Source organism: Streptomyces xylophagus (assembly GCF_000716435.1).
Taxonomy (GTDB): Bacteria; Actinomycetota; Actinomycetes; order Streptomycetales; family Streptomycetaceae; genus Streptomyces; species Streptomyces xylophagus.
In genome coordinates this window covers 25,740-43,882 of record NZ_JNWO01000018.1, presented here as the reverse complement: position 1 = coordinate 43,882, position 18,143 = coordinate 25,740, and the positions used below count along the sequence as shown (strand labels likewise).

Genomic DNA, 18,143 nt, shown 5'->3' with positions numbered 1-18,143 from the left:
GCATTCTCAGTCAACCCCTTTCGGCCACCGGCCTGTTGCCTCCACTATGGGCGCCAACGGGGGGTTGTCATGAGACGTACGTTGTTCACTGTCCTGCTGTTCGGTTTGTTGATCGCGATGATTCCGGCGGGGTCGGCGACTGCCGCGGGTGATGCCTGCGGCAAGGACTTTCCGGCCCGGCTGGACTGCTGGAAGGACGCGCTCGACGACGGGGTCGTGGTCACGGTCACGCTGAACGAGCCCCTGGACTTCGACGGCGGTCAGCAGATCCGCCAGGCCGACATCCGTCAGGACCTCAAGAACCTTCAGGTACGGGTACCGGCCGGTGTCCACACCGGCCAGGGCGGCACCGCGCTGTTCGTCCTGGCCGGCCAACGGCTCGTCGACCCGGACGCCAGGATCGACCAGCTGAGCAAAAAGACGCTGAAGGACCTCGGCGGCTGCGGCGACGACGACGTGTGCAAGGCCCTCCAGGGGGCGTCGCTGACCGGCAGCGAACTGATCAAAGAGCAGGGCGTCGCCCCACTCGGCACCCACACCTTCACCGTCGGCGACCACAAGTCCACGGACTACCTGCGCCTTCTCCTCTTCGCCCTGGTCGCCGTACTCCTCCTCCTGCTCCTCGGCCTCCTCCTCGCCGTCCGCCGCTCCCGCGCCCCGGCCGTGGCGAATGCCGAAGTCGGGCCCGCCGAAACCACCACCAGACTCCGCCCCGTGAGCCCCGCGCCCACCCCCGCACCGACCCCGTCCCCCGGCCGCCACGTCGGCCCCCGCACCGGCCCGTCCCGAACAGCCGTCGTCCGTACGGCACTTCACCCGCAGGGCTACGTCGAACTCGACCGCGTCCTGTACCGCGCGGTGTGGGCCGAACCGGAGCGGACGCCGCCCGAGCCCGGCGCCTACGTCGAGGTGACCGACGCTCGCGAAGCCGACTCCGACGTCCTGTACGCCTTCCCGCCCGCCGCCCGGCACCATGCCCGCGGCAGCTCATGACCCCCGCTCCGCCCGGCCGACCAGGAGAAGCCATGCACAGCGAATACCCGCCCACGCTGCCGGCGGAGTACGCCGACATCGAGTTCGAGAACAACGCGCAACGGCTGCCGCTGGTGCTGTGCCTCGACACCTCGAGTTCCATGGCGGGCGCGCCCATTCAGTCGCTCAACGACGCCCTCGCCGAGTGGACCCGGGAACTCCACGACGACGTCTCCCTCAGCTACAGCGTCGAGGTCGCCGTGATCACCTTCGGCGGCCGGGGCGTCGGCGCCTGGCGCGGACCCCAACTCCTCGACCCGCGCACCCCGGTGAGCCCCTTCGTGCCCGCGCACGCCTTCCAGGCACCCCGGTTCACCGCGTCCGGCGTGACCCTGATGACCGAGGCCCTGGAACTGGCCATGCACGTCGTCGCGGCCCGCAAGGCGGAGCTGCGCGCCTCCGGACTCCAGTACTACCGCCCGCAGATCTGCCTGGTCACCGACGGCCTCCCCACCGACGGCACCGGCCACATGACCGACTCCTGGCACCGGCTGCTGCCCGTCCTCGCCGAGGAGCAACAGGAGCGCCGCTTCCGGCTCTACGCGATCGGCGTCGGCGGCATCACCGACCGCGGCGAACAGGTGCTCCAGGCCTTCGCGCCGAAGTTCAACGCGCGCATCCAGGGCTTCCCGTTCCGCGAGCTGCTGCAGATGATGTCGGCCAGCGCGAACGCCGAGCAGAAGGGCGCGGGCGACGAGGTCTTCGAGAAGATCTTCAGCCAGTTCAAGACGCAGCGCCCGGCCTGGGAGAGCTGACCGGTGGCCGACTCGCCCTGGCGCATCCACGGCCTGAGCGTCGAGGGCTACCGCCACCGCCGTACCGGCACGCCCTGCCAGGACGCCTGCACCTACACGGCCTCCGCGTCGGTGACCGTCCTCGCCGTCGCGGACGGCGCGGGCAGCCGCCCGCACTCCGACCAAGGGGCCCTGCACGCCGTCGAGTTGGCGGCCGAGCACTTCCGGCGCCGGGCCGCCGCCGCGTCCGGCTGCCCGCCGGGCGACGAGGTCCACGACCTGCTCTCCGACGCCTTCCAGGACGTAGCCAAGATCTTCCTGGACACCTACGGCGCCGCCGCCCCCGACTACGCCACGACCCTCACCGTCGTGGTCCTCACCCCCGGCTGGCTCGGCCACCTCAGCGTCGGTGACGGCTTCGTCGTCGTACGCGCCGGAACGGAGGACGGGGAACGGCAGTTCCACCTCCTCCCGCAGCCGCCCGCCGTCAGCGAGTACAGCAACGAGACCGTCTTCCTCACCTCGCCCGACGCACCCCGCCGACTGCGCACCGACTGTGTGGCGGACCCGCGCGTCGACGGCGTACTGCTGTCCACCGACGGCCTCGCCCAGGCCGCCCTCTCCCTCTCCGGCGGCGGCCCGCCCCAGCCCAACACCTCTTTCGTGGAAGCGGTGTTGGGCTCTCTCGACACCCCGGGACCGGTCACCGACAAAGCGCACGAGAGCCTCGCCGCCCTCCTCAGGTCGGACCGGCTGACCAGCCTCAACGCCGACGACAAGACCCTGCTGCGGGCCGTGCGCGCGGTGGCACCGTGACCGGCCGCACCGTCCACCTGGACGGCAAGCCCGTCACCCTCGCCGAACTCCCGCTCAAGGGCGGCGGCCAGGCGGCCGTCTTCCCCGTCGAGGGCGACGACACGATCGTCGTCAAGCTCTACCGCGACCGCCCGGGCCCGGACCTGGAGCGCCGCCTCGCCCGCATGCTCACGATGTCCCCCCTGACCGCTCGCCCCACCGACGCCAACCAGCCACCCGAACTCGCCTGGCCCACCGCCGTGGCCCGGGGCCCCGAGGGCGAGTTCCTCGGCTACGCCATGCGCCGCTTCGGCGAACCCCAACACGTCCAGCTGGTGGGCCTGTTCACCCGCGCCCAGCGACTACGCCTCTTCGGCGACCGCGCGGACTGGCGCTTCCTCCTCGGCGTCGCCTGGAACCTCGCCTTCATGACGGCCCGCATGCACTACGACCACCTCGTCATCGGCGACTTCTCGTCGAGCAACGTCGTCGTCGACACCAACGGCTTCGTCACCTTCCTCGACTGCGACTCCATCGCCTTCACCGACCCCGTCACCGGCGAGCACTTCCCGTGCCTGATGCACACCACCGACTACTCCTCACCGGAACGCCAGTCGGGCGCCGCCGCCACCCCGGAGAGCGACAACTTCGCGCTGGCGGTGCTCATTTACCAGCTCCTCACGGCCGGCAACCACCCCTTCGGCGGCGTCCCGCACGACAGCACCCCCGAGTCCACCGTCAAGGACAACATCGCCGCCAGCGTCTCCTACGTGGTCCGCCCCGAGGCGGTCGTCATCCCACGCGGCACAGTGGACCCCTCGGTGCTCCCGCCCGGCCTCCTCACCCTGGCCCATGCGGCCTTCGGCGCGGGCGTCCACACTCCCGCCGCCCGCCCCAGCCCGGAAGTCTGGCTGCGCGCCCTCGACCAGGAGCGTTCCCGAGTCCAGGTCTGTCAGGCCCGCCCCCTGCACGCCTACGGCTCCCACCTCCCGACCTGCCCGTGGTGCACGAGGGCCGCGGTGACGGGACACGACGTGTTCAACCTGCCGGTACGGCCGACCGTCCCGGTACCGCCACCGCCGCCGGGGGACCCGCGGGAGAGCAACCGCTTCGGCCCGCTGAAGGTGGTGGGCGTACTGCTCGTACTCGTCCTGCTGATCGTCCTGATCGGGGTGCTGTGAGAGTTCAGCCGTTCTGAGAGCGCCCCCGGTCCTCCAGATACCGTGTGTGCGACTCCTGCCGCCGCGCCTCCGTCTCGCGCAGACTCGTCGCCAGCCCCTGCGCCTCCTCGTGCAGCACGTTCAACTGCCGTTCCAGATGCCGCTCCGGAGGTTCGGTCCCCGGCGCCACCCGTGTCCACCACCGCGTCCGTACGAACGTGTCGACCGCCTCCGGTACGTCCTGCCGGATCGCCCGCGACAGGATGTGCACGCCCTCCGGGTCCTGGGCGAGATCGTGCGTGACCTGCGGATCGAGGAGCCCGGCGAGGAGTTGGTTCAGCTCGGTGAGCCGGCCTGCGGCGGCGGGCGGCAGCTCGACACCCGTCAGATATCCGCCCAGCTTCTCGAAGTCGTCCCGCAGTTCCTCCAGTTGGGCCGACGGGTCCGGGAATTCGGGCAGCACCGGCCGCTCCGGCGGAGCGATCAGCGCACCCGCGCCGTACAGCCCCACGACCACGACCGGCCAGTACGGCCCCGCCACGCCGACGAACGTCAGCACCAGCCCGACGAGCCCGCACGCGCTGCCGGTGAGGTTCTTGCGGGACTCCAAGTAGCCCAGGAACCTATTGGTAGCCACGGATCTCCTCGAAGGCGCCGTCCAGCGAGCCCTGTTGGGCGTCGAAGAGCCGGCCGCCGGTCAGGTCGGCGATGTGCTGGAGCTCCGCCTTGTCCGAGTCGCCGAAGAGAATGGGGAAGACAGGTATCTCCTGCTGGGCGCCGGGCAGTTGCCGGTAGAACCCGTCGAACTCCTTCGCCTTCGCGCCGGTCGTGTTCTCGCCGTCCGTCATCAGCACGATCGACGTGAACGTGTCGCCCCCGGTGCCGAGATGCTCGTACGCCTTCTCCAACGAGGTGTAGATCGCGGTGTTCCCGTCGGCGCTGAGCGCCTTGGTGTCCGCGCGGATGGCGTCGAGCCCGGCCTGCGGATCACCCGGACTCACCACATGCGTCTTCACACTCTTCACGGCCGACCCGAACGGCATCAGCGTGACCTCCTCGCGCTGCCGGAAGTCGCCGGTCAGATCGGAGAGTGCCTTCTTCAACCGGGACAGCCGGTCACCCGCCATCGAGCCCGAGGTGTCGAGCACGTACACGGTCCGCGAGGGGCGGCGCAGCTTGTTCTCGTACGAGTCGAGGAGCCCGTCGGCAACGGACTGGGTACCAGGGAACGGGAGTTCACGCCGTCGGCTCGTGTCGAGGCCCGACGCGGGTGGCACGGAGGCGACGACCGGGCGGCGGTGCGTGCGGGTGGTGATCAGCTGCTGCAGGGCGTCGGTACGCAGGTCCGTCGTCACCCGGCGGACGTTCTCGCGGGTCGTGGCGCTGGTCGAGGCGAGGGAGGTCAGCGGGTAGTCGGCGGTGACGACTCCGTCGCTGGGGCGGATCACGGTGAGGCCCGGGATGCCTTTGAGGACGGACTCGTAGTTGAGCAACGCGTCGACGTTCCCCCGGCGTTGATACGCCTGAGCCAGCCAGCCCGACGAACCCGACGTCAGCTTCTGCCCCTTGAAGAACTCCTTCAGCCGGGGAGTCGCCTTGGCGACGTCCGCGTCCGTGAGCGCCGACTGGGCGCCGGAGAGGGCGGAGGCGACCGAGATGAGGGTCGAGAAACCGGAGTTGGAGCGGGCCGGGTCCGTCATGCCGTAGGTCAACTTGCCGTCCTGGACTGCCTGTTCGATCTGCGACCACGTGACCTTGTCGGGCGTCCAGCCCAGCTTCTGCACCGTGGCTGTCTTGACGCCGATCGCGACCGGGCTGGACATGATCGGCGTCTCGGACACGACCTTCTTCGCCGCGTCGGGCCGTAGCCGCAGATAGTCGTTCGACGACAGCCACAGGGCGTCGTACCGGCCGTCGACCTTGCCCTTCGCCAGCAGGTCCACCGCGTCGAGGGTGCCCATGTAGGTGGGGCGGATCGTGATGCCGGTGTCCTTGTGGATCCGGTCGAACACCGGGGTCATGTCGCTGAGTTCGCTGGAGGCGAGGACGCGGAGGGTGCCGGGCCGAGGGGCGTTGTCGCTGTCGGTCTTCGTCTCCTGCTGCGCCGTGCAGGCGGTGAGCAGGGCGACGGTGCCGAGGGCGAGCGCGAGGAGGCGTCTCATCCGAGCCCACCCTCCAGCGCGCTCTGCGACCGGCTCCGCTCCAAGTACGAGCTGGCGTTCTGGAGTTCGGACGTAAGAGACTCGACAGTCGCGGCCATCACCTCGGTCGCCTGGACCTTGTAGGTGTCGATCGCGTCGAGGGTGCGGTAGATCTGCTGGAAGGCCGTGCGGAGCGTCTCCGCACCCACGGCAGGGTCGGCCGCGATGCGCTGGATCTCTCCGCTCTGCGTGGCGAGCATCTCCGCGTTGCCCCGGATGAGGTCCTCGGTGGTGCCGCGCAGCGCGTTGACCTGGTCGACGACCTTGCGCTGGTTCTCCAGGGCGGAGGCGAGCATGACCGAGATACGGAGGGCGGAGACCGTGGTCGTGGCCGCCCGATCCACGCCCTTGATCAGTTCGTCGTTGTTGCGCCGGACGACATCCATCGCCAAGTAGCCCTGCGCGCACACCGCGAGCTGCGTCAGCAGGTCCTGGTGCTTCTGCCGGACCGGGAAAAGGACGTCCGCGCGCAGCGTGTCGGCCTGGCTCGGGTCGGTGGACTCGACGCCGGCGATGTGCTGCTCGACGGCCGTGTCGAGGGCCTGGGTGAGGACGACGTACTCCTGGAGCTTGCCCATGGTCTCCCAGAGGCGGACCCGCTCGGTCTGCAACCCGGCGTTGTCGCGCCGGAGTTCGTCCTGGCCACCGCGCAGCGAGCCCACGATCTTGTTCAACGTGCCTTGCGCGGAGGCGTACTTGGCGACGTGGTCGCGCAGTTTGTTGCCACCGGGCAGCCGGGACAGGAACTTCCGCCCCTTCGAGGCGGGCAGGTCACGCGGGTCCAAGTCCTCGACCACCCGCCGGAGTTCGACGAGCGATCCGGCGACCTGCGACTGCGCGTCCCCGCCCTTCGACGGCAGGCTGCGCACGGTCCGTTCCAGCATGCGGTTGGACTGCGCGGTCGCGCTGCGCATCTCACCGGCGCCGAGCGCGGTGATCTCCCCGACCTTGCCCGCGAATTCGGGCGAACGGGCGTCCAGAGCGGCGAGTCCCTCGACGTAGGAGGCGGCCTTGCGCTCCATGTCCGTACGGACGGAGTCGTCGACGGGCACGAGCCCGCCGGCCTTCTCCTTCGGAACGGGCTTCACGGCCTCCGGCGGAGTAAGAGTGAAGACGTCATCACCGCTGAGGGTGTGCTCGCTGCTGTTCTGGCTGGTGTTGAAACTGCTGCTCATTGTCGGTCCCCCGTTCAACCGCGCGCCCGGCGCGCCATGTCGTGCAGCACCTTCGAGGTGGGCACGGGCGCCTGCCGGACGCCGGTCAGCGTCTGGTTGAGATAGCTGGCGTGCGCGGCGGTGGCCGCGACGAACTCGGCGGTGTCGCCCTGCGGCCGGAACCCGTGCCGTACGGCGAGCCTGCGCAACGTCGGGTCGCTGCTGAGGAGTTCACCGAGCGCACGACCCTCCGGAGTGAGCGGTACGACGGTGTGGTCGCTGTTGGCCGTGGTGTCCGGGTAGAGCACGACGAGGTCGCCGACCGGCTGCTTGTCGAGAAGCAGGGAGGCCACCTGGGACTCGTACACCAGGACCAGCGGATTGCCGGCGCCGCTGATGAAGTCCCTGAACGGCGCGTCCGAGCTGGACTGTTGGGCACCCTGCACGCTGATCAGCTTGTGCATCAGGGGCGCGGTGCGATCGACATCGCCGCTACTGGCCGCTACCCGACCGCCGTTGGCGACGTAGGAGGCGGCGGCGAGATAGAGCGCGCCGGAGTTGGAGGTCTCCGGATCGGTGGTCGCGATGTAGAGGGTGCCGGTCAACTCCCCATGTTTCGAGGCCCCCTTGAGCTGCTGCCAGGTCCGGTCGTTCTTGGCGGCGCCGAGATAGGCGGCCATCTTCAATGTGCCGCGATCCTGGCTCTTGTCCAGCGTGGCAAGCCCGTTGGCGGCGAGCACCTGGGCGGCACTGCGATGGGCCACGACGACGAGCGGCGAGTAGAAGGGCCGCGGCAAGGGCTGCCGCACCTTGTACTTGTCGGCCAGCGCGTCGGCCGGCGCCTGGCTGGAGGGGAAGGCGAAGTCGTACCCCTTGAGGTCGAGCCCTTCCATGGCCCAGGACCCGGAGGTCTCCGTCTTCACGGTGAACCCCTTGGCGGCAAGGGCCTTCACCACATCGGGATCGGCGAAGAAGTCCGCCTTCTCCGAACCGATCACACCTCGCACGGTCTTCGTTGCCGTGCCCTTGTCCCCACTGTCCCGGCCCGCTACGACGGCTGCCACCACTCCGCCGATCAGCAACACCGCGAGGACGATTCCCGCGATACGTCTCACGAGGTGCAGCGTGCTCGCGGAACCCAACATTCCCCGAGGAAAGGGATGAACAGGAGGTGTCGGCCGGGTCCCGGATCAACACGGACGACTGCAGCGCCCCGTCAGGGGCGCGGGGAACGGCGCGACAAGCCACAACGGACCCGCACCCGCAAGCCGACACGAACCCCACGACGAATAGGCGCCCCGCTCAAGCCAACGCAGTGCATGGCACCCGGTCCGCGCGTCGCTGCGGGTGCACGCGGACCGGGGCCGTTCAGGGAGCCGTCGACATACAGCTAGGTGTACGGCTCAGCGCGCGGCCAGCGCCCGCGGCTCCGCCGCGTCAGCGTGCGCATCCATCCGCTGCGCCGACAGAATCGCCGCCGCCGTGTCCGCACGAGACGCGGCAACGACGAGCGCCCGCCCGGCAAGGGCATGCGCCCGCTGATGCAGGGCGTCCAGATGGGACGCGGGCGGGGTCGCGGACGCGAGGCGAGGCGTCGTGCCACCACGCAACCGGTTCAGCTGCGCGGCAAGCCGCTCAGCCGCAGCATCGAGGTCGGCCGAAGGCGCCAACGCCCGCAACTCGTCGGTGACCGCGAGCAGCGCGGCGAGGTGACCCGCGAGCTGGATGTCCAGTTCCTCCTCGCGCGACCGGTGGGGGAAGTCGGAGGAAGGGGTGCGGGCCAGGGTGCTGTGGACCGACTTGGTGCGGATCGGTTCGTACATGGCATGGTCTCCTGTGCTCTGACAGGAAACCATCCTAGCTTAGATCTCGTCTAAAGTTGTGCTGGCCGAAAAATTGGCCGGAAGAAACCCCAAGAAAACCGGGCCGCGAGGTTTACGGCTGGCTGTACCCGTCCAGGAAGTTGCCGATCCGGGTCACCGCGTCCCGCAGATCCCCGACCGTCGGCAGGGTCACGACCCGGAAGTGGTCGGGCTCGGCCCAGTTGAAGCCGGTGCCGTGGACGACCATGATCTTCTCCTGGCGCAGCAGGTCGAGGACCATCTGTCGGTCGTCCTTGACCTTGAAGACCTGCGGATCGAGCCGCGGGAACAGATACAGCGCACCCTTCGGCTTCACGCAGGTCACACCCGGGATCTGGGTCAGCAGTTCGTAGGCCACATCCCGCTGTTCCTTCAGTCGTCCGCCGGGAAGCACCAGGTCGTTGATGGTCTGCCGCCCGCTGAGCGCGGCGACGACCCCGTGCTGGCCGGGCATGTTGGCGCAGAGCCGCATGTTGGCCAGGATCGTCAGACCCTCGATGTAGGACTCGGCGTGCGCGCGCGGTCCGGAGATCGACACCCAGCCGACGCGATAACCGGCCACCCGGTACGCCTTCGACATCCCGTTGAAGGTGAGGGTGAGCAGATCCGGGGCGATCTTCGCGGTCGGGGTGTGCGTGGCGTCGTCGTAGAGGATCTTGTCGTAGATCTCGTCGGAGCAGACGAGCAGGTTGTGGCGGCGGGCGATGTCGGTCAGCCCGCGCAGCATCTCCTCGTCGTACACGGCCCCGGTCGGGTTGTTCGGGTTGATGATGACGATCGCCTTGGTGCGGTCGCTGACCTTGCGCTCCACGTCGGCGAGGTCGGGCATCCAGTCGGACTGCTCGTCGCAGCGGTAGTGGACGGCGGTTCCGCCGGAGAGCGAGACGGCGGCGGTCCACAGGGGGTAGTCGGGCGAGGGCACAAGAACCTCGTCGCCGTCGTCGAGCAGCCCCTGCATCGCCATGACGATCAGCTCGGAGACGCCGTTGCCGATGAAGACGTGTTCCACGTCCGTCTCGATGCCCAGGGTCTGGTTGTGCATGACGACCGCGCGGCGGGCGGCCAGCAACCCCTTGGCATCGCCGTACCCGTGCGCCGACGACACGTTCCGGAGGATGTCCTCCAGGATCTCCGGCGGGCACTCGAACCCGAACGCGGCCGGGTTGCCCGTGTTGAGCTTCAGGATGCGGTGGCCTGCCGCCTCCAGACGCATCGCCTCTTCGAGAACCGGGCCCCGGATCTCGTAACAGACGTTGGAGAGCTTGGTCGACTGGATCACCTGCATGTCGGTGAGCTTACGGCGCGGTAACGCCTCTCGCGCCGTGTTTTCCACCACGTGGGCTTCTTGCGGCGACCCGCTCTTGTCGTGAGAATGTGCATGACAATGACGTGAGAGCGACCGGAAGATCTCCGGTCGCTCGCGTCTGTAAGAGGGGACCCCCACATGAAGAAGCCTCTCCTTGCCGCACTCTCGGGCCTGGCCATCGCCGGGGCGGGCGTGGCACCCGCCGTCGCCGCGCCGCAGGCCGCCGCTGTGACCGTCGACTTCGCCGGCACCGTCTCGCTCAGCAACTGCTCCGGCTCGGTCATCCGCTTCCCGAACTCGACCGACACCTCCCCGGCCCTCGTGCTGACCAACGGCCACTGCCTGGAGACCGGGTTCCCGGAGCCCGGTGAGGTCATCACCGGCCAGTCCTCCAGCCGTACCTTCGGGCTGCTGAACTCGGCCGGCACCAAGGTCGCCACGCTCCGCGCCAACCAGGTCGTCTACTCGACGATGACCGACACGGACGTGACGATCTACCGCACCACCACCACGTACGCGGCGATCAAGAGCGCGTACGGCATCAGCCCGCTCACCGTGAGCGCCACGCACCCGACCGCCGGCACCGCCATCAAGGTCGTCTCCGGCTACTGGAAGACGATCTACAGCTGCAACATCGACGGGTTCGTGTACCGGCTGAAGGAGGGCGACTGGACCTGGAAGGACTCGGTCCGCTACACCTCCGCCTGCAACACCATCGGCGGTACCTCCGGCTCCCCGGTGATCGACACCAGCACCGGCCAGGTCGTCGCCGTCAACAACACGGGCAACGAGGACGGCGAGACCTGCACCGTCGACAACCCGTGCGAGGTCGACGAGAACGGCACGGTGACTGTTCGCGAGGGCATCAACTACGCCGAGGAGACCTACAACATCCCGGCCTGCTTCACCTCGGCGAATGTGCTCAGCCTGAGCGCGAGCGGCTGCACCCTGCCGAAGCCGTAGGTTCCGGGATCTCGCTCAAGTCGTAGGTCAGGAGCGGGAGTTGGCGTTCCGTCGCACGGGACTGCGACGGATCGACCGGCCCGCCAGCACATCCGTCCGCCGGCCGTCCTCGATCACGAATCGGCCGTCGATCAGGACGTGGGGGATGCCGGTCGGCAGCCTGCGCGGCTCCTCGAATGTCGAACCCGCCGCCACCGTACGCGGGTTGAAGAGGACCAGGTCCGCGCGGTAGCCCTCCTTGACCAGACCCCGGTCGGGCAGGCGCAGGCGAGCCGCCGGGCGGGACGTCAGATGGGCCACGCACTCCTCCAGGGACAGCACACCCAACTCCCTTGTATACCGCCCCAGATACTGCGGGAACGTGCCGTACGCCCGCGGATGCGGCTTCGCGCCCTGGAGGATGCCGTCCGAGCCGCCGGTGTGGACGCGGTGCCGCATGATCTGCCGGACGTTCTCCTCGTGGCCCACGTGCTGGAGGATCGACGGGGCGAGCCGGTCGGCGAGGAGGAGGTGGCGGGCGGTGGTCCAGCTGTTCAGGCGGCGGCCCACGTACTCCGCCAGCGCGGGATCCGTCACCCCCGAGATCTCGATCGTGTCCCACTCCATCGGCACCCCGTGGCAACCGTCCGAGCCGACCACCTCCAGGTGATGACGGATACGGTCGGCCGTCCCGTCGTCGGCCAGCCGCTTCAGGGTCTCCTCCGGGCCGCCCTCACTCGCCCAACTCGGCAGCATCGCCACGAGAGTTGTGCAGCCGGGCGTGTAGGGGTAGGTGTCCAGGCTGATGTCCGCGCCGGCCGCCAGTGCCTCGTCCAGGAGCGTCAGCAGCTCCGGTGCCCGGCCCTTGTTCACGCCGAAGTTCATGGTGGCGTGGGCCAGATGGAGCGAGCAGCCCGCCTCGCGGCTCAGCTCGACCATCTCCTCGTAGGCCTCCAGCGCGCCCGCGCCGTACGAGCGGTGGTGCGGGCAGTAGTAGCCGTCGTACGACGCCACCACCCGGCAGAGTGCGGTGAGTTCGGCGTCCTTGGCGTACATGCCGGGGGTGTAGGTGAGCCCGGACGACATGCCGACCGCGCCCTGTTCCATGCCCTCGGCCACCAACTGCCGCATCCGGTCCAGCTCTCGGGGTGTCGCCTCCCGGTCCTCCCAGCCGACGGCGAGCATGCGGACCGTGCCCTGGGGGATCAAGTAGGCCGCGTTGACGGCGATCCCGCGATCCAGGCGGTCCAGGTACTCGCCCACCGAACGCCAGTCGAAGTCGATGTCGTCGCCGTACCCGTTCCACCCGGTGATCGCCCGGCGCACCTCTGCGAGCGTGCGGTCGTCGACGGGCGCGTACGACAGCCCGTCCTGCCCGATGACTTCGAGGGTCACCCCCTGCGCGGCCTTGGCGCTGTGGTCCGGGTCGCGGAGCAGGGCGAGGTCGCTGTGGGCGTGCATGTCGATGAAGCCGGGGGAGAGGGCCAGCCCCTCGGCGTCCAACTTCCGCCGTGCCTTGGGACGTTGACAGCCCGCAGCCGAAGCTTCCCGCACGATCGAGACGATCCGTCCGCCGTCGATCACCACATCGGCGCGGTACGACGGCCCACCGCTGCCGTCTACGACGTCCGCGTCCCGGATGACCAGCTCTTCCATGCCATGCCTCCAGCGGGATCCAGAACGGCCTCTAGAAGAACGTGCGGATGTAGTCGACGACCGTCCCGTCCGCCTCCGCCACCGGGATCAACTGCCACTTGTCGAAGGACGTGCAGGGGTGGGACAGGCCCAGGCCGATCCAGTCACCCACCTCCAGGTCCGCCTCGGCCGTCGTCCGCAGCCAGGTGTGCTGGTCGGACAGGCCGGTGACCTCGACGCCGGTCGCCGGGCGCTCGGTGCCGTCCCGGCGGACGACCTGGGCGAAGGGGAGGTCGAGGTCGTAGGCCGCGTCCCGCTTGCCCGCGTTGGCGAAGGCCTGCTCGGGGGAGGGGCGGGAGACGATCTGCGCCCAGAGCCGGAACGCGGGCTCCAGCGTGCCCTCTTCGGGGATGCGGGTGAAGGGGGTCACCTCGCTGTAGTGGCCGTCGTCGTGCGAGACGTAGGCGCCCGAGCGCAGCAACTTGAGGGCGGGGAGGGAGAGTTCGGGCAGCTCGGCGAAGACGTCGGCCACCGCGTCGAACCACGCGCTGCCACCCGCGCTGACGACGATCTCCTCAACTCCCTGAAAACGCCCGCCCTTGTCGAAGTCCACGGCAAGAGCGGTCAGTCGCCGCAACCACGCGTGCACCCGCTCCGGATTCGCCTGCGGTACCTCCCCCTCGTACCCGGCGACCCCCACCAACCGCAGTGTCCCTACGGCGGCCACCGCGTCCGCGACCGCCGCGCACTCCGCCTCCGTGCGGGCGCCGGTGCGGGCGCCCTCGCCGGCGGCCAGTTCGACGACGACGTCCAGCGGGCGGGCGGCGCCGCGCAGAGCCGCGTCCATCAACTCGACCCCGCGCACGGAATCGACGTAGCAGATGAAGCGGAAGTCGTCGTCAGTGTCCAGCTGCGCGGAGATCCACTTCAGCGCCGCCGGGTCGACCAGTTCGTTCGCGAGGAAGATCCGGGCGATGCCGAACTGCCGTGCCACGCGTACCTGGTGGGGGACCGCGAGGGTGATGCCCCAGGCGCCGTGGGCTAGTTGGCGGTGGAAGAGCTGGGGGGCCATGGAGGTCTTGCCGTGCGGGGCGAAGGCGAGGCCGTGGCGGGTCGCGTACGTCTCCATGAGCCGGAGGTTGTGCTCCAGGCGCTCGGCGGAGAGGGCGAGGACGGGGGTGGTGAAGCCGCCGGTGAAGAGGTTGCGGCGCTGGGCCGACAGTTCGGCGACCGTGCGGCCGTCCGCGTCCGGGGGGAGGCCCTTGAAACGGTGGTCGACGCGTTCCCCGGCGAGCCGGGCGAGCGCTTCGGTACCGGTGTCGCGGACCATGGGGCCTCCCTGAGCTGGACTGTTGCAATCTCTGCAACCTTCATTGCGTATATCGCTTACCGCTGTCTAACATCTCGCCCAACACCGGGTCAACGGAGCCGCCGCCCCCGGTGCACCGGACGAGGAGCCATCACCATCGTGACCGCCGACGGACAGTCCACCGCCGCCCGTGACGTCGTGGACGTCGTAGCGCTGGGCGAGTCCATGGTCACGTTCCTACCCAGCCGACCCGGCCGCCTCGCCGACGTGCCGTCCTTCGATCGCGCCATCGGCGGCGCCGAGTCGAATGTCGCGTGCGTGCTGGCCGCCGCCGGGCACGCCGTCCGGTGGGTCAGCCGGGTCGGGGCCGACGGGTTCGGCGACCATCTCGTCGAGACCGTCGGTGGGTACGGGGTCGATGTCTCCGCCGTAGGGCGTGATCCCGCGCGGCCGACCGGTATCTACTTCCGCACCGCCGGGGACCGGGCCACCGACGCGCACGAGGTGGCGTACTACCGGGCCGGGTCCGCCGCCTCCGCGATGGCCGTGGCGAACGTGGACCTGGCCGCCGTACGGGCCGGGCGGGTGCTGCATCTGTCCGGGATCACCCCGATGCTGTCCGACGACTGCCTCGGCCTGGTCCGTGAGCTGACCGCGATCCGCGCGCACCGCCCGCTGATCTCCTTTGACGTCAACCACCGCCCCGCGCTGGGGCGTTCGGCCGACGGACCGAGTGTGCTGCTGGAGCTGGCGCGCGGTGCGGACCTCGTGTTTGTCGGCGAGGACGAGGCCGCCGAGGTCTGGGGGCTCGTCGGGGCCGATGCCGTACGGGCCGCGTTCCCCGACCCCGAGACGCTCGTCGTCAAGCAGGGCGGGCGCGGGGCCACCGTCTTCCACCGGGGTGACGTCACCTTCGTGCCCGCGCCGCACGTCGACGTCGTCGCCGAGGTGGGTGCCGGGGACGCCTTCGCCGCCGGGTTCCTCTCCGCGACCCTGCGGGGACTTCCCGTACGGGACCGGCTGCGGCACGGGCACCTCACGGCCGCCGCCGCCCTCACCGTCCCCGGCGACCTCGCCGCGCCCCCGGTCCGCGACCACGCCGACCGCCTGGTCGCCCTGGACGACCGGGCGTGGGGGAGACTTCGACTCGGCCCCGGCTGGACCGACGCCGCCGACTGGGCCGACGAGGAGGTATGTACGCCATGAGTCAGACCGTCGACCGCGCACTCAGCATCCTGCCGCTGCTCGCCGAGGGCCCCGCCGACCTCGGCCAGGTCGCCGAGCGCCTCGACGTCCACAAGTCGACGGCCCTGCGCCTCCTGCGCACCCTGCACGAACACGGCCTCGTCTACCGCCAGTCCGACCAGCGCTACCGCCTCGGCGCCCGCCTCATCGCCCTTGCCCAGGAGGCGATGGAGAACCTCGACATCCGCGAGATCGCCCACCCCCATCTCGTACGGCTGAACGAGCAGTGCGGTCATACCGTCCACCTCGCGGTGTACGAGGAGAACGAGGTCCTCTACATCGACAAGGTGGAGAGCCGCTACCCGGTGCGCATGTACTCGCGGATCGGCAAGCCGGTCGCCATCACCGTCGCCGCCGTCGCGAAGCTGCTGCTCGCCGATCTCCCGGAGGGCGAGCGCCGGGTGCTCGCGGACAAGCTCGAATACCCCATGTACACGGCCCGTTCCACTCCCAACGCCCCCGCTTTCGTACGGGAGTTGGAGAAGGTACGGGAACAGGGCTGGGCCACCGACCTCGGCGGCCACGAAGAGTCCATCAACTGCGTCGCCGCGCCGATCCGGGGCGCCGACGGACGCGTGGTCGCCGCGATGTCGGTCTCCGCGCCCAACGTCGTCGTCACCGCCGACGAACTCCTCACCCTGCTCCCGCTGGTCCGTCGTACGGCGGACGCCATCAGTGGGGAGTACTCCGGCAGGACCCCAGTGACCCCTACAAACGACCCCGCATGAAGGACCTCGTATGACGGACAAGATCGCGCTCACGCCCAAGACCCACACCACCCCGCCCGCGAAGTTCTCGCACGGCGTCCGCATGGGGAACATCCTCCAGGTCGCCGGCCAGGTCGGCTTCCTCCCCGCCGAGGAGGGCAAGCCGCCCACCCCCGCCGGGCCCACCCTGCGCGAGCAGACCCTCCAGACCCTCGCCAACGTCAAGGCGATCCTGGAGGAGGGCGGGGCGAGCTGGGAGGACGTCATGATGCTCCGCGTCTATCTGACGGACGTGGACCACTTCGCCGAGATGAACGCGCTCTACAACGCGTACTTCGAGGAGCAGGAGCTGACCGCTCCGCCGGCCGCCCGGACCACCGTCTACGTCGGCCTTCCCGCCGGGCTGCTCATCGAGATCGACGCGCTTGCCGTTCTCGACTGAGCGCCCTCCGCTGAGCTGACGCTCCATCAATTCCCGCACACCGTACGACGGTTGGGCGCCCTCCGGGGTGCCGCGCCGCGATCCCCCCTGCCCGAAAGCCCCATGCCCCTACCCAGAGGACCCCCAAATGTCCTATCCGCTCGCCGCCACACCCACCCCCGCACCCCCACCCCACACCGGAGGCCTGCTCCTCCTTCTCGACGGCACCGCAGGCCTGTTGACGGTCGCCGCCCTCGGTATCGCGCTCCTCCTCTTCCTGATCATCAAGGTCAGACTCCAGCCCTTCGTGGCCCTCCTCGCCGTCTCCATAACCGTCGGCCTGCTGGCCGGTCTGTCGGTCACCGAACTCTTCGGTACGGTCCAGCGCTCGGACGCCGTCTCCACCATCGAGTCCGGCATGGGCGGCATCCTCGGGCATGTCGCGATCATCATCGGCCTGGGCACGATGCTCGGCGCGATCCTCGAAGTCAGCGGTGGCGCCGAGGTGTTGGCGTCCCGGCTGCTGAATCTCTTCGGCGAGAAGAGAGCCCCGCTCGCCATGGGCCTCACCGGCCTGATCTTCGGCATCCCGGTCTTCTTCGACGTCGGCATCTTCGTCCTCGCGCCGATCGTCTACGCCGCCGCCAAGCGCGGCGGCAAGTCGATCCTGCTGTACTGCCTGCCCCTGCTCGCGGGCCTGTCGATGACCCACGCGTTCCTGCCGCCGCACCCCGGCCCGGTGGCCGCCGCGGGCCTCCTGCACGTCCAGCTCGGCTGGGTCATCCTCATGGGCATCGTCTGCGGCATCCCGGCGGTGCTCGCCGCGTGGGCCTACGCGGCCTGGATCGGCAAGCGGATCTTCGTCGCCGTACCGCAGGACATGGTCGAGGCGGCCGCCGAGGCCAAGCAGGCGGTCCTCGACGAACAGCGTGCGTCCGGTGTCGAACCGCAGGAGAAGCCGGTACCGCTGGCGACGGTCCTGGCGATCATCGGTACGCCCCTGGTGCTGATCCTCGCGGCCACCTTCTCGTCGATCGCCTTCGACCCGTCGACCGGCCGCTCGGTGGTGGAGTTCTTCGGCAGCCCCTTCGTGGCCCTGACGATCGCGCTCCTCCTCGCGTACTACCTCCTGGGTCTACGGCGTGGCTGGTCCCGCAAGTCCCTGGAGACCGTCTCCACCGCCTCCCTCAAGCCCGTCGGCAACATCATCCTGGTCGTCGGCGCGGGCGGGGTCTTCGGCGCCGTCCTCAAGGCGAGCGGCGTCGCCCAGGCCCTCTCGGACACCTTCCACGACGTAGGCCTGCCGGTGCTCGTCCTGTCGTACCTGATCTCGCTGGTACTACGGGTCGCACAGGGTTCGGCGACGGTGGCGATCGTGACGACGGCGGGGATCGTGGCCCCGCTGCTCGCCGAGGGCGACCACTCCCAGGCCTTCGTCGCCCTCGTCATCATGGCGATCTCGGCGGGCTCGATCTTCGCCTCGCACGTCAATGACGGGGGCTTCTGGATGGTGGCGAAGTACTTCGGGATCAGCGAGCGGGACACGTTGAAGACGTGGACCGTGCTGGAGTCCGTGCTGTCCGTGGCGGGGTTCGCTGTGGCCGCTGTGCTCAGTGTGTTCGTGTAAGCCGCTTGTAGGC

The 18,143-nt window shown here is 69.6% G+C and carries 17 protein-coding genes; 9 read left to right on the top strand and 8 right to left on the bottom strand.

Going from position 1 to position 18,143, the window contains the following annotated elements; all coding sequences use genetic code 11:
* The first annotated feature begins 69 nt into the window (after window positions 1-69).
* From OO70_RS33715 to OO70_RS33700, 4 genes are read left to right on the top strand one after another with little or no spacing between them, the layout of a single operon-like run.
* Window positions 70-993, top strand: coding sequence for a hypothetical protein (locus tag OO70_RS33715; RefSeq protein ID WP_199827462.1), 924 nt, complete (start codon window positions 70-72; stop codon window positions 991-993).
* A 32-nt stretch (window positions 994-1,025) separates the two neighbouring features.
* A complete protein-coding gene (locus tag OO70_RS33710) occupies window positions 1,026-1,787 on the top strand; it encodes a vWA domain-containing protein (RefSeq protein WP_043679768.1) in 762 nt (253 codons plus the stop codon).
* Window positions 1,788-1,790: 3 nt separating this feature from the next.
* The gene (locus OO70_RS33705) at window positions 1,791-2,582 is read left to right on the top strand and encodes a PP2C family serine/threonine-protein phosphatase (RefSeq protein WP_043679765.1); all 792 of its coding nucleotides are present in this window, start codon (window positions 1,791-1,793) and stop codon (window positions 2,580-2,582) included.
* Window positions 2,579-3,742, top strand: coding sequence for a hypothetical protein (locus tag OO70_RS33700; protein WP_043679762.1), 1,164 nt, complete (start codon window positions 2,579-2,581; stop codon window positions 3,740-3,742). The genes OO70_RS33705 and OO70_RS33700 overlap by 4 nt, the downstream gene beginning before the upstream one ends.
* Before the next feature lie 4 nt (window positions 3,743-3,746).
* Here the strand turns inward: OO70_RS33700 and OO70_RS33695 are convergent, their stop codons facing one another.
* The 6 genes from OO70_RS33695 to OO70_RS33670 all read right to left on the bottom strand — a co-directional run bounded on the left by OO70_RS33695 (window position 3,747) and on the right by OO70_RS33670 (window position 10,223).
* Window positions 3,747-4,358 carry a hypothetical protein gene (locus tag OO70_RS33695; protein WP_199827461.1) on the bottom strand — a complete coding sequence of 204 codons (612 nt, stop codon included), beginning with the start codon at window positions 4,356-4,358 and terminating at the stop codon, window positions 3,747-3,749.
* Complete coding sequence (locus tag OO70_RS33690) at window positions 4,345-5,883, bottom strand: vWA domain-containing protein (RefSeq protein ID WP_043679759.1); 1,539 nt, start codon at window positions 5,881-5,883, stop codon at window positions 4,345-4,347. The genes OO70_RS33695 and OO70_RS33690 overlap by 14 nt, the downstream gene beginning before the upstream one ends.
* Window positions 5,880-7,097, bottom strand: a complete 1,218-nt coding sequence (locus OO70_RS33685; RefSeq protein ID WP_043679756.1) for a toxic anion resistance protein — start codon at window positions 7,095-7,097, stop codon at window positions 5,880-5,882. The genes OO70_RS33690 and OO70_RS33685 overlap by 4 nt, the downstream gene beginning before the upstream one ends.
* A 14-nt stretch (window positions 7,098-7,111) precedes the next feature.
* Window positions 7,112-8,191 (bottom strand): substrate-binding domain-containing protein, encoded by a 1,080-nt coding sequence (locus OO70_RS33680; RefSeq protein WP_043679977.1) that lies wholly within the window; start codon window positions 8,189-8,191, stop codon window positions 7,112-7,114.
* Between the two features lie 288 nt (window positions 8,192-8,479).
* Window positions 8,480-8,899 carry an SCO4983 family protein gene (locus OO70_RS33675; protein WP_043679753.1) on the bottom strand — a complete coding sequence of 140 codons (420 nt, stop codon included), beginning with the start codon at window positions 8,897-8,899 and terminating at the stop codon, window positions 8,480-8,482.
* 112 nt (window positions 8,900-9,011) lie between these two features.
* On the bottom strand, window positions 9,012-10,223 hold the full coding sequence (locus OO70_RS33670) for a pyridoxal phosphate-dependent aminotransferase (RefSeq protein WP_043679750.1): 1,212 nt from the start codon (window positions 10,221-10,223) through the stop codon (window positions 9,012-9,014).
* Between the two features lie 159 nt (window positions 10,224-10,382).
* Here OO70_RS33670 and OO70_RS33665 point away from each other — a divergent pair, with 159 nt between their 5' ends.
* On the top strand, window positions 10,383-11,207 hold the full coding sequence (locus tag OO70_RS33665) for a trypsin-like serine peptidase (RefSeq protein WP_043679747.1): 825 nt from the start codon (window positions 10,383-10,385) through the stop codon (window positions 11,205-11,207).
* Window positions 11,208-11,234: 27 nt separating this feature from the next.
* On the opposite strand, the gene OO70_RS33660 is transcribed toward OO70_RS33665, so the two are convergent.
* Together OO70_RS33660 and OO70_RS33655 are read right to left on the bottom strand one after the other, a co-directional pair.
* Entirely contained in the window at window positions 11,235-12,842 is a 1,608-nt protein-coding gene (locus tag OO70_RS33660; RefSeq protein WP_043679744.1) for an N-acyl-D-amino-acid deacylase family protein, read from the bottom strand.
* A 31-nt stretch (window positions 12,843-12,873) separates the two neighbouring features.
* Window positions 12,874-14,151, bottom strand: coding sequence for an amino acid deaminase (locus tag OO70_RS33655; protein WP_043679742.1), 1,278 nt, complete (start codon window positions 14,149-14,151; stop codon window positions 12,874-12,876).
* A gap of 138 nt (window positions 14,152-14,289) precedes the next feature.
* On the opposite strand from OO70_RS33655, the gene OO70_RS33650 reads away from it, so the two are divergent.
* From OO70_RS33650 to OO70_RS33635, 4 genes are all read left to right on the top strand, one after another.
* On the top strand, window positions 14,290-15,336 hold the full coding sequence (locus tag OO70_RS33650) for a sugar kinase (RefSeq protein WP_043679739.1): 1,047 nt from the start codon (window positions 14,290-14,292) through the stop codon (window positions 15,334-15,336).
* Window positions 15,333-16,103, top strand: a complete 771-nt coding sequence (locus OO70_RS33645; protein ID WP_043679975.1) for an IclR family transcriptional regulator — start codon at window positions 15,333-15,335, stop codon at window positions 16,101-16,103. The genes OO70_RS33650 and OO70_RS33645 overlap by 4 nt, the downstream gene beginning before the upstream one ends.
* 10 nt (window positions 16,104-16,113) lie before the next feature.
* On the top strand, window positions 16,114-16,524 hold the full coding sequence (locus tag OO70_RS33640; RefSeq protein WP_043679736.1) for a RidA family protein: 411 nt from the start codon (window positions 16,114-16,116) through the stop codon (window positions 16,522-16,524).
* Between the two features lie 127 nt (window positions 16,525-16,651).
* Window positions 16,652-18,130, top strand: a complete 1,479-nt coding sequence (locus OO70_RS33635) for a GntP family permease (protein WP_043679733.1) — start codon at window positions 16,652-16,654, stop codon at window positions 18,128-18,130.
* The last annotated feature ends 13 nt before the right edge of the window (window positions 18,131-18,143 follow it).

Coding starts and splice junctions, on each gene's coding strand:
- OO70_RS33715 (WP_199827462.1), top strand. CDS start 70: ATGAGACGTACGTTGTTCACTGTCCTGCTGTTCGGTTTGTTGATCGCG.
- OO70_RS33710 (WP_043679768.1), top strand. CDS start 1,026: ATGCACAGCGAATACCCGCCCACGCTGCCGGCGGAGTACGCCGACATC.
- OO70_RS33690 (WP_043679759.1), bottom strand. CDS start 5,883: ATGAGACGCCTCCTCGCGCTCGCCCTCGGCACCGTCGCCCTGCTCACC.
- OO70_RS33685 (WP_043679756.1), bottom strand. CDS start 7,097: ATGAGCAGCAGTTTCAACACCAGCCAGAACAGCAGCGAGCACACCCTC.
- OO70_RS33675 (WP_043679753.1), bottom strand. CDS start 8,899: ATGTACGAACCGATCCGCACCAAGTCGGTCCACAGCACCCTGGCCCGC.
- OO70_RS33670 (WP_043679750.1), bottom strand. CDS start 10,223: ATGCAGGTGATCCAGTCGACCAAGCTCTCCAACGTCTGTTACGAGATC.
- OO70_RS33665 (WP_043679747.1), top strand. CDS start 10,383: ATGAAGAAGCCTCTCCTTGCCGCACTCTCGGGCCTGGCCATCGCCGGG.
- OO70_RS33660 (WP_043679744.1), bottom strand. CDS start 12,842: ATGGAAGAGCTGGTCATCCGGGACGCGGACGTCGTAGACGGCAGCGGT.
- OO70_RS33655 (WP_043679742.1), bottom strand. CDS start 14,151: ATGGTCCGCGACACCGGTACCGAAGCGCTCGCCCGGCTCGCCGGGGAA.
- OO70_RS33645 (WP_043679975.1), top strand. CDS start 15,333: ATGAGTCAGACCGTCGACCGCGCACTCAGCATCCTGCCGCTGCTCGCC.
- OO70_RS33640 (WP_043679736.1), top strand. CDS start 16,114: ATGACGGACAAGATCGCGCTCACGCCCAAGACCCACACCACCCCGCCC.
- OO70_RS33635 (WP_043679733.1), top strand. CDS start 16,652: ATGTCCTATCCGCTCGCCGCCACACCCACCCCCGCACCCCCACCCCAC.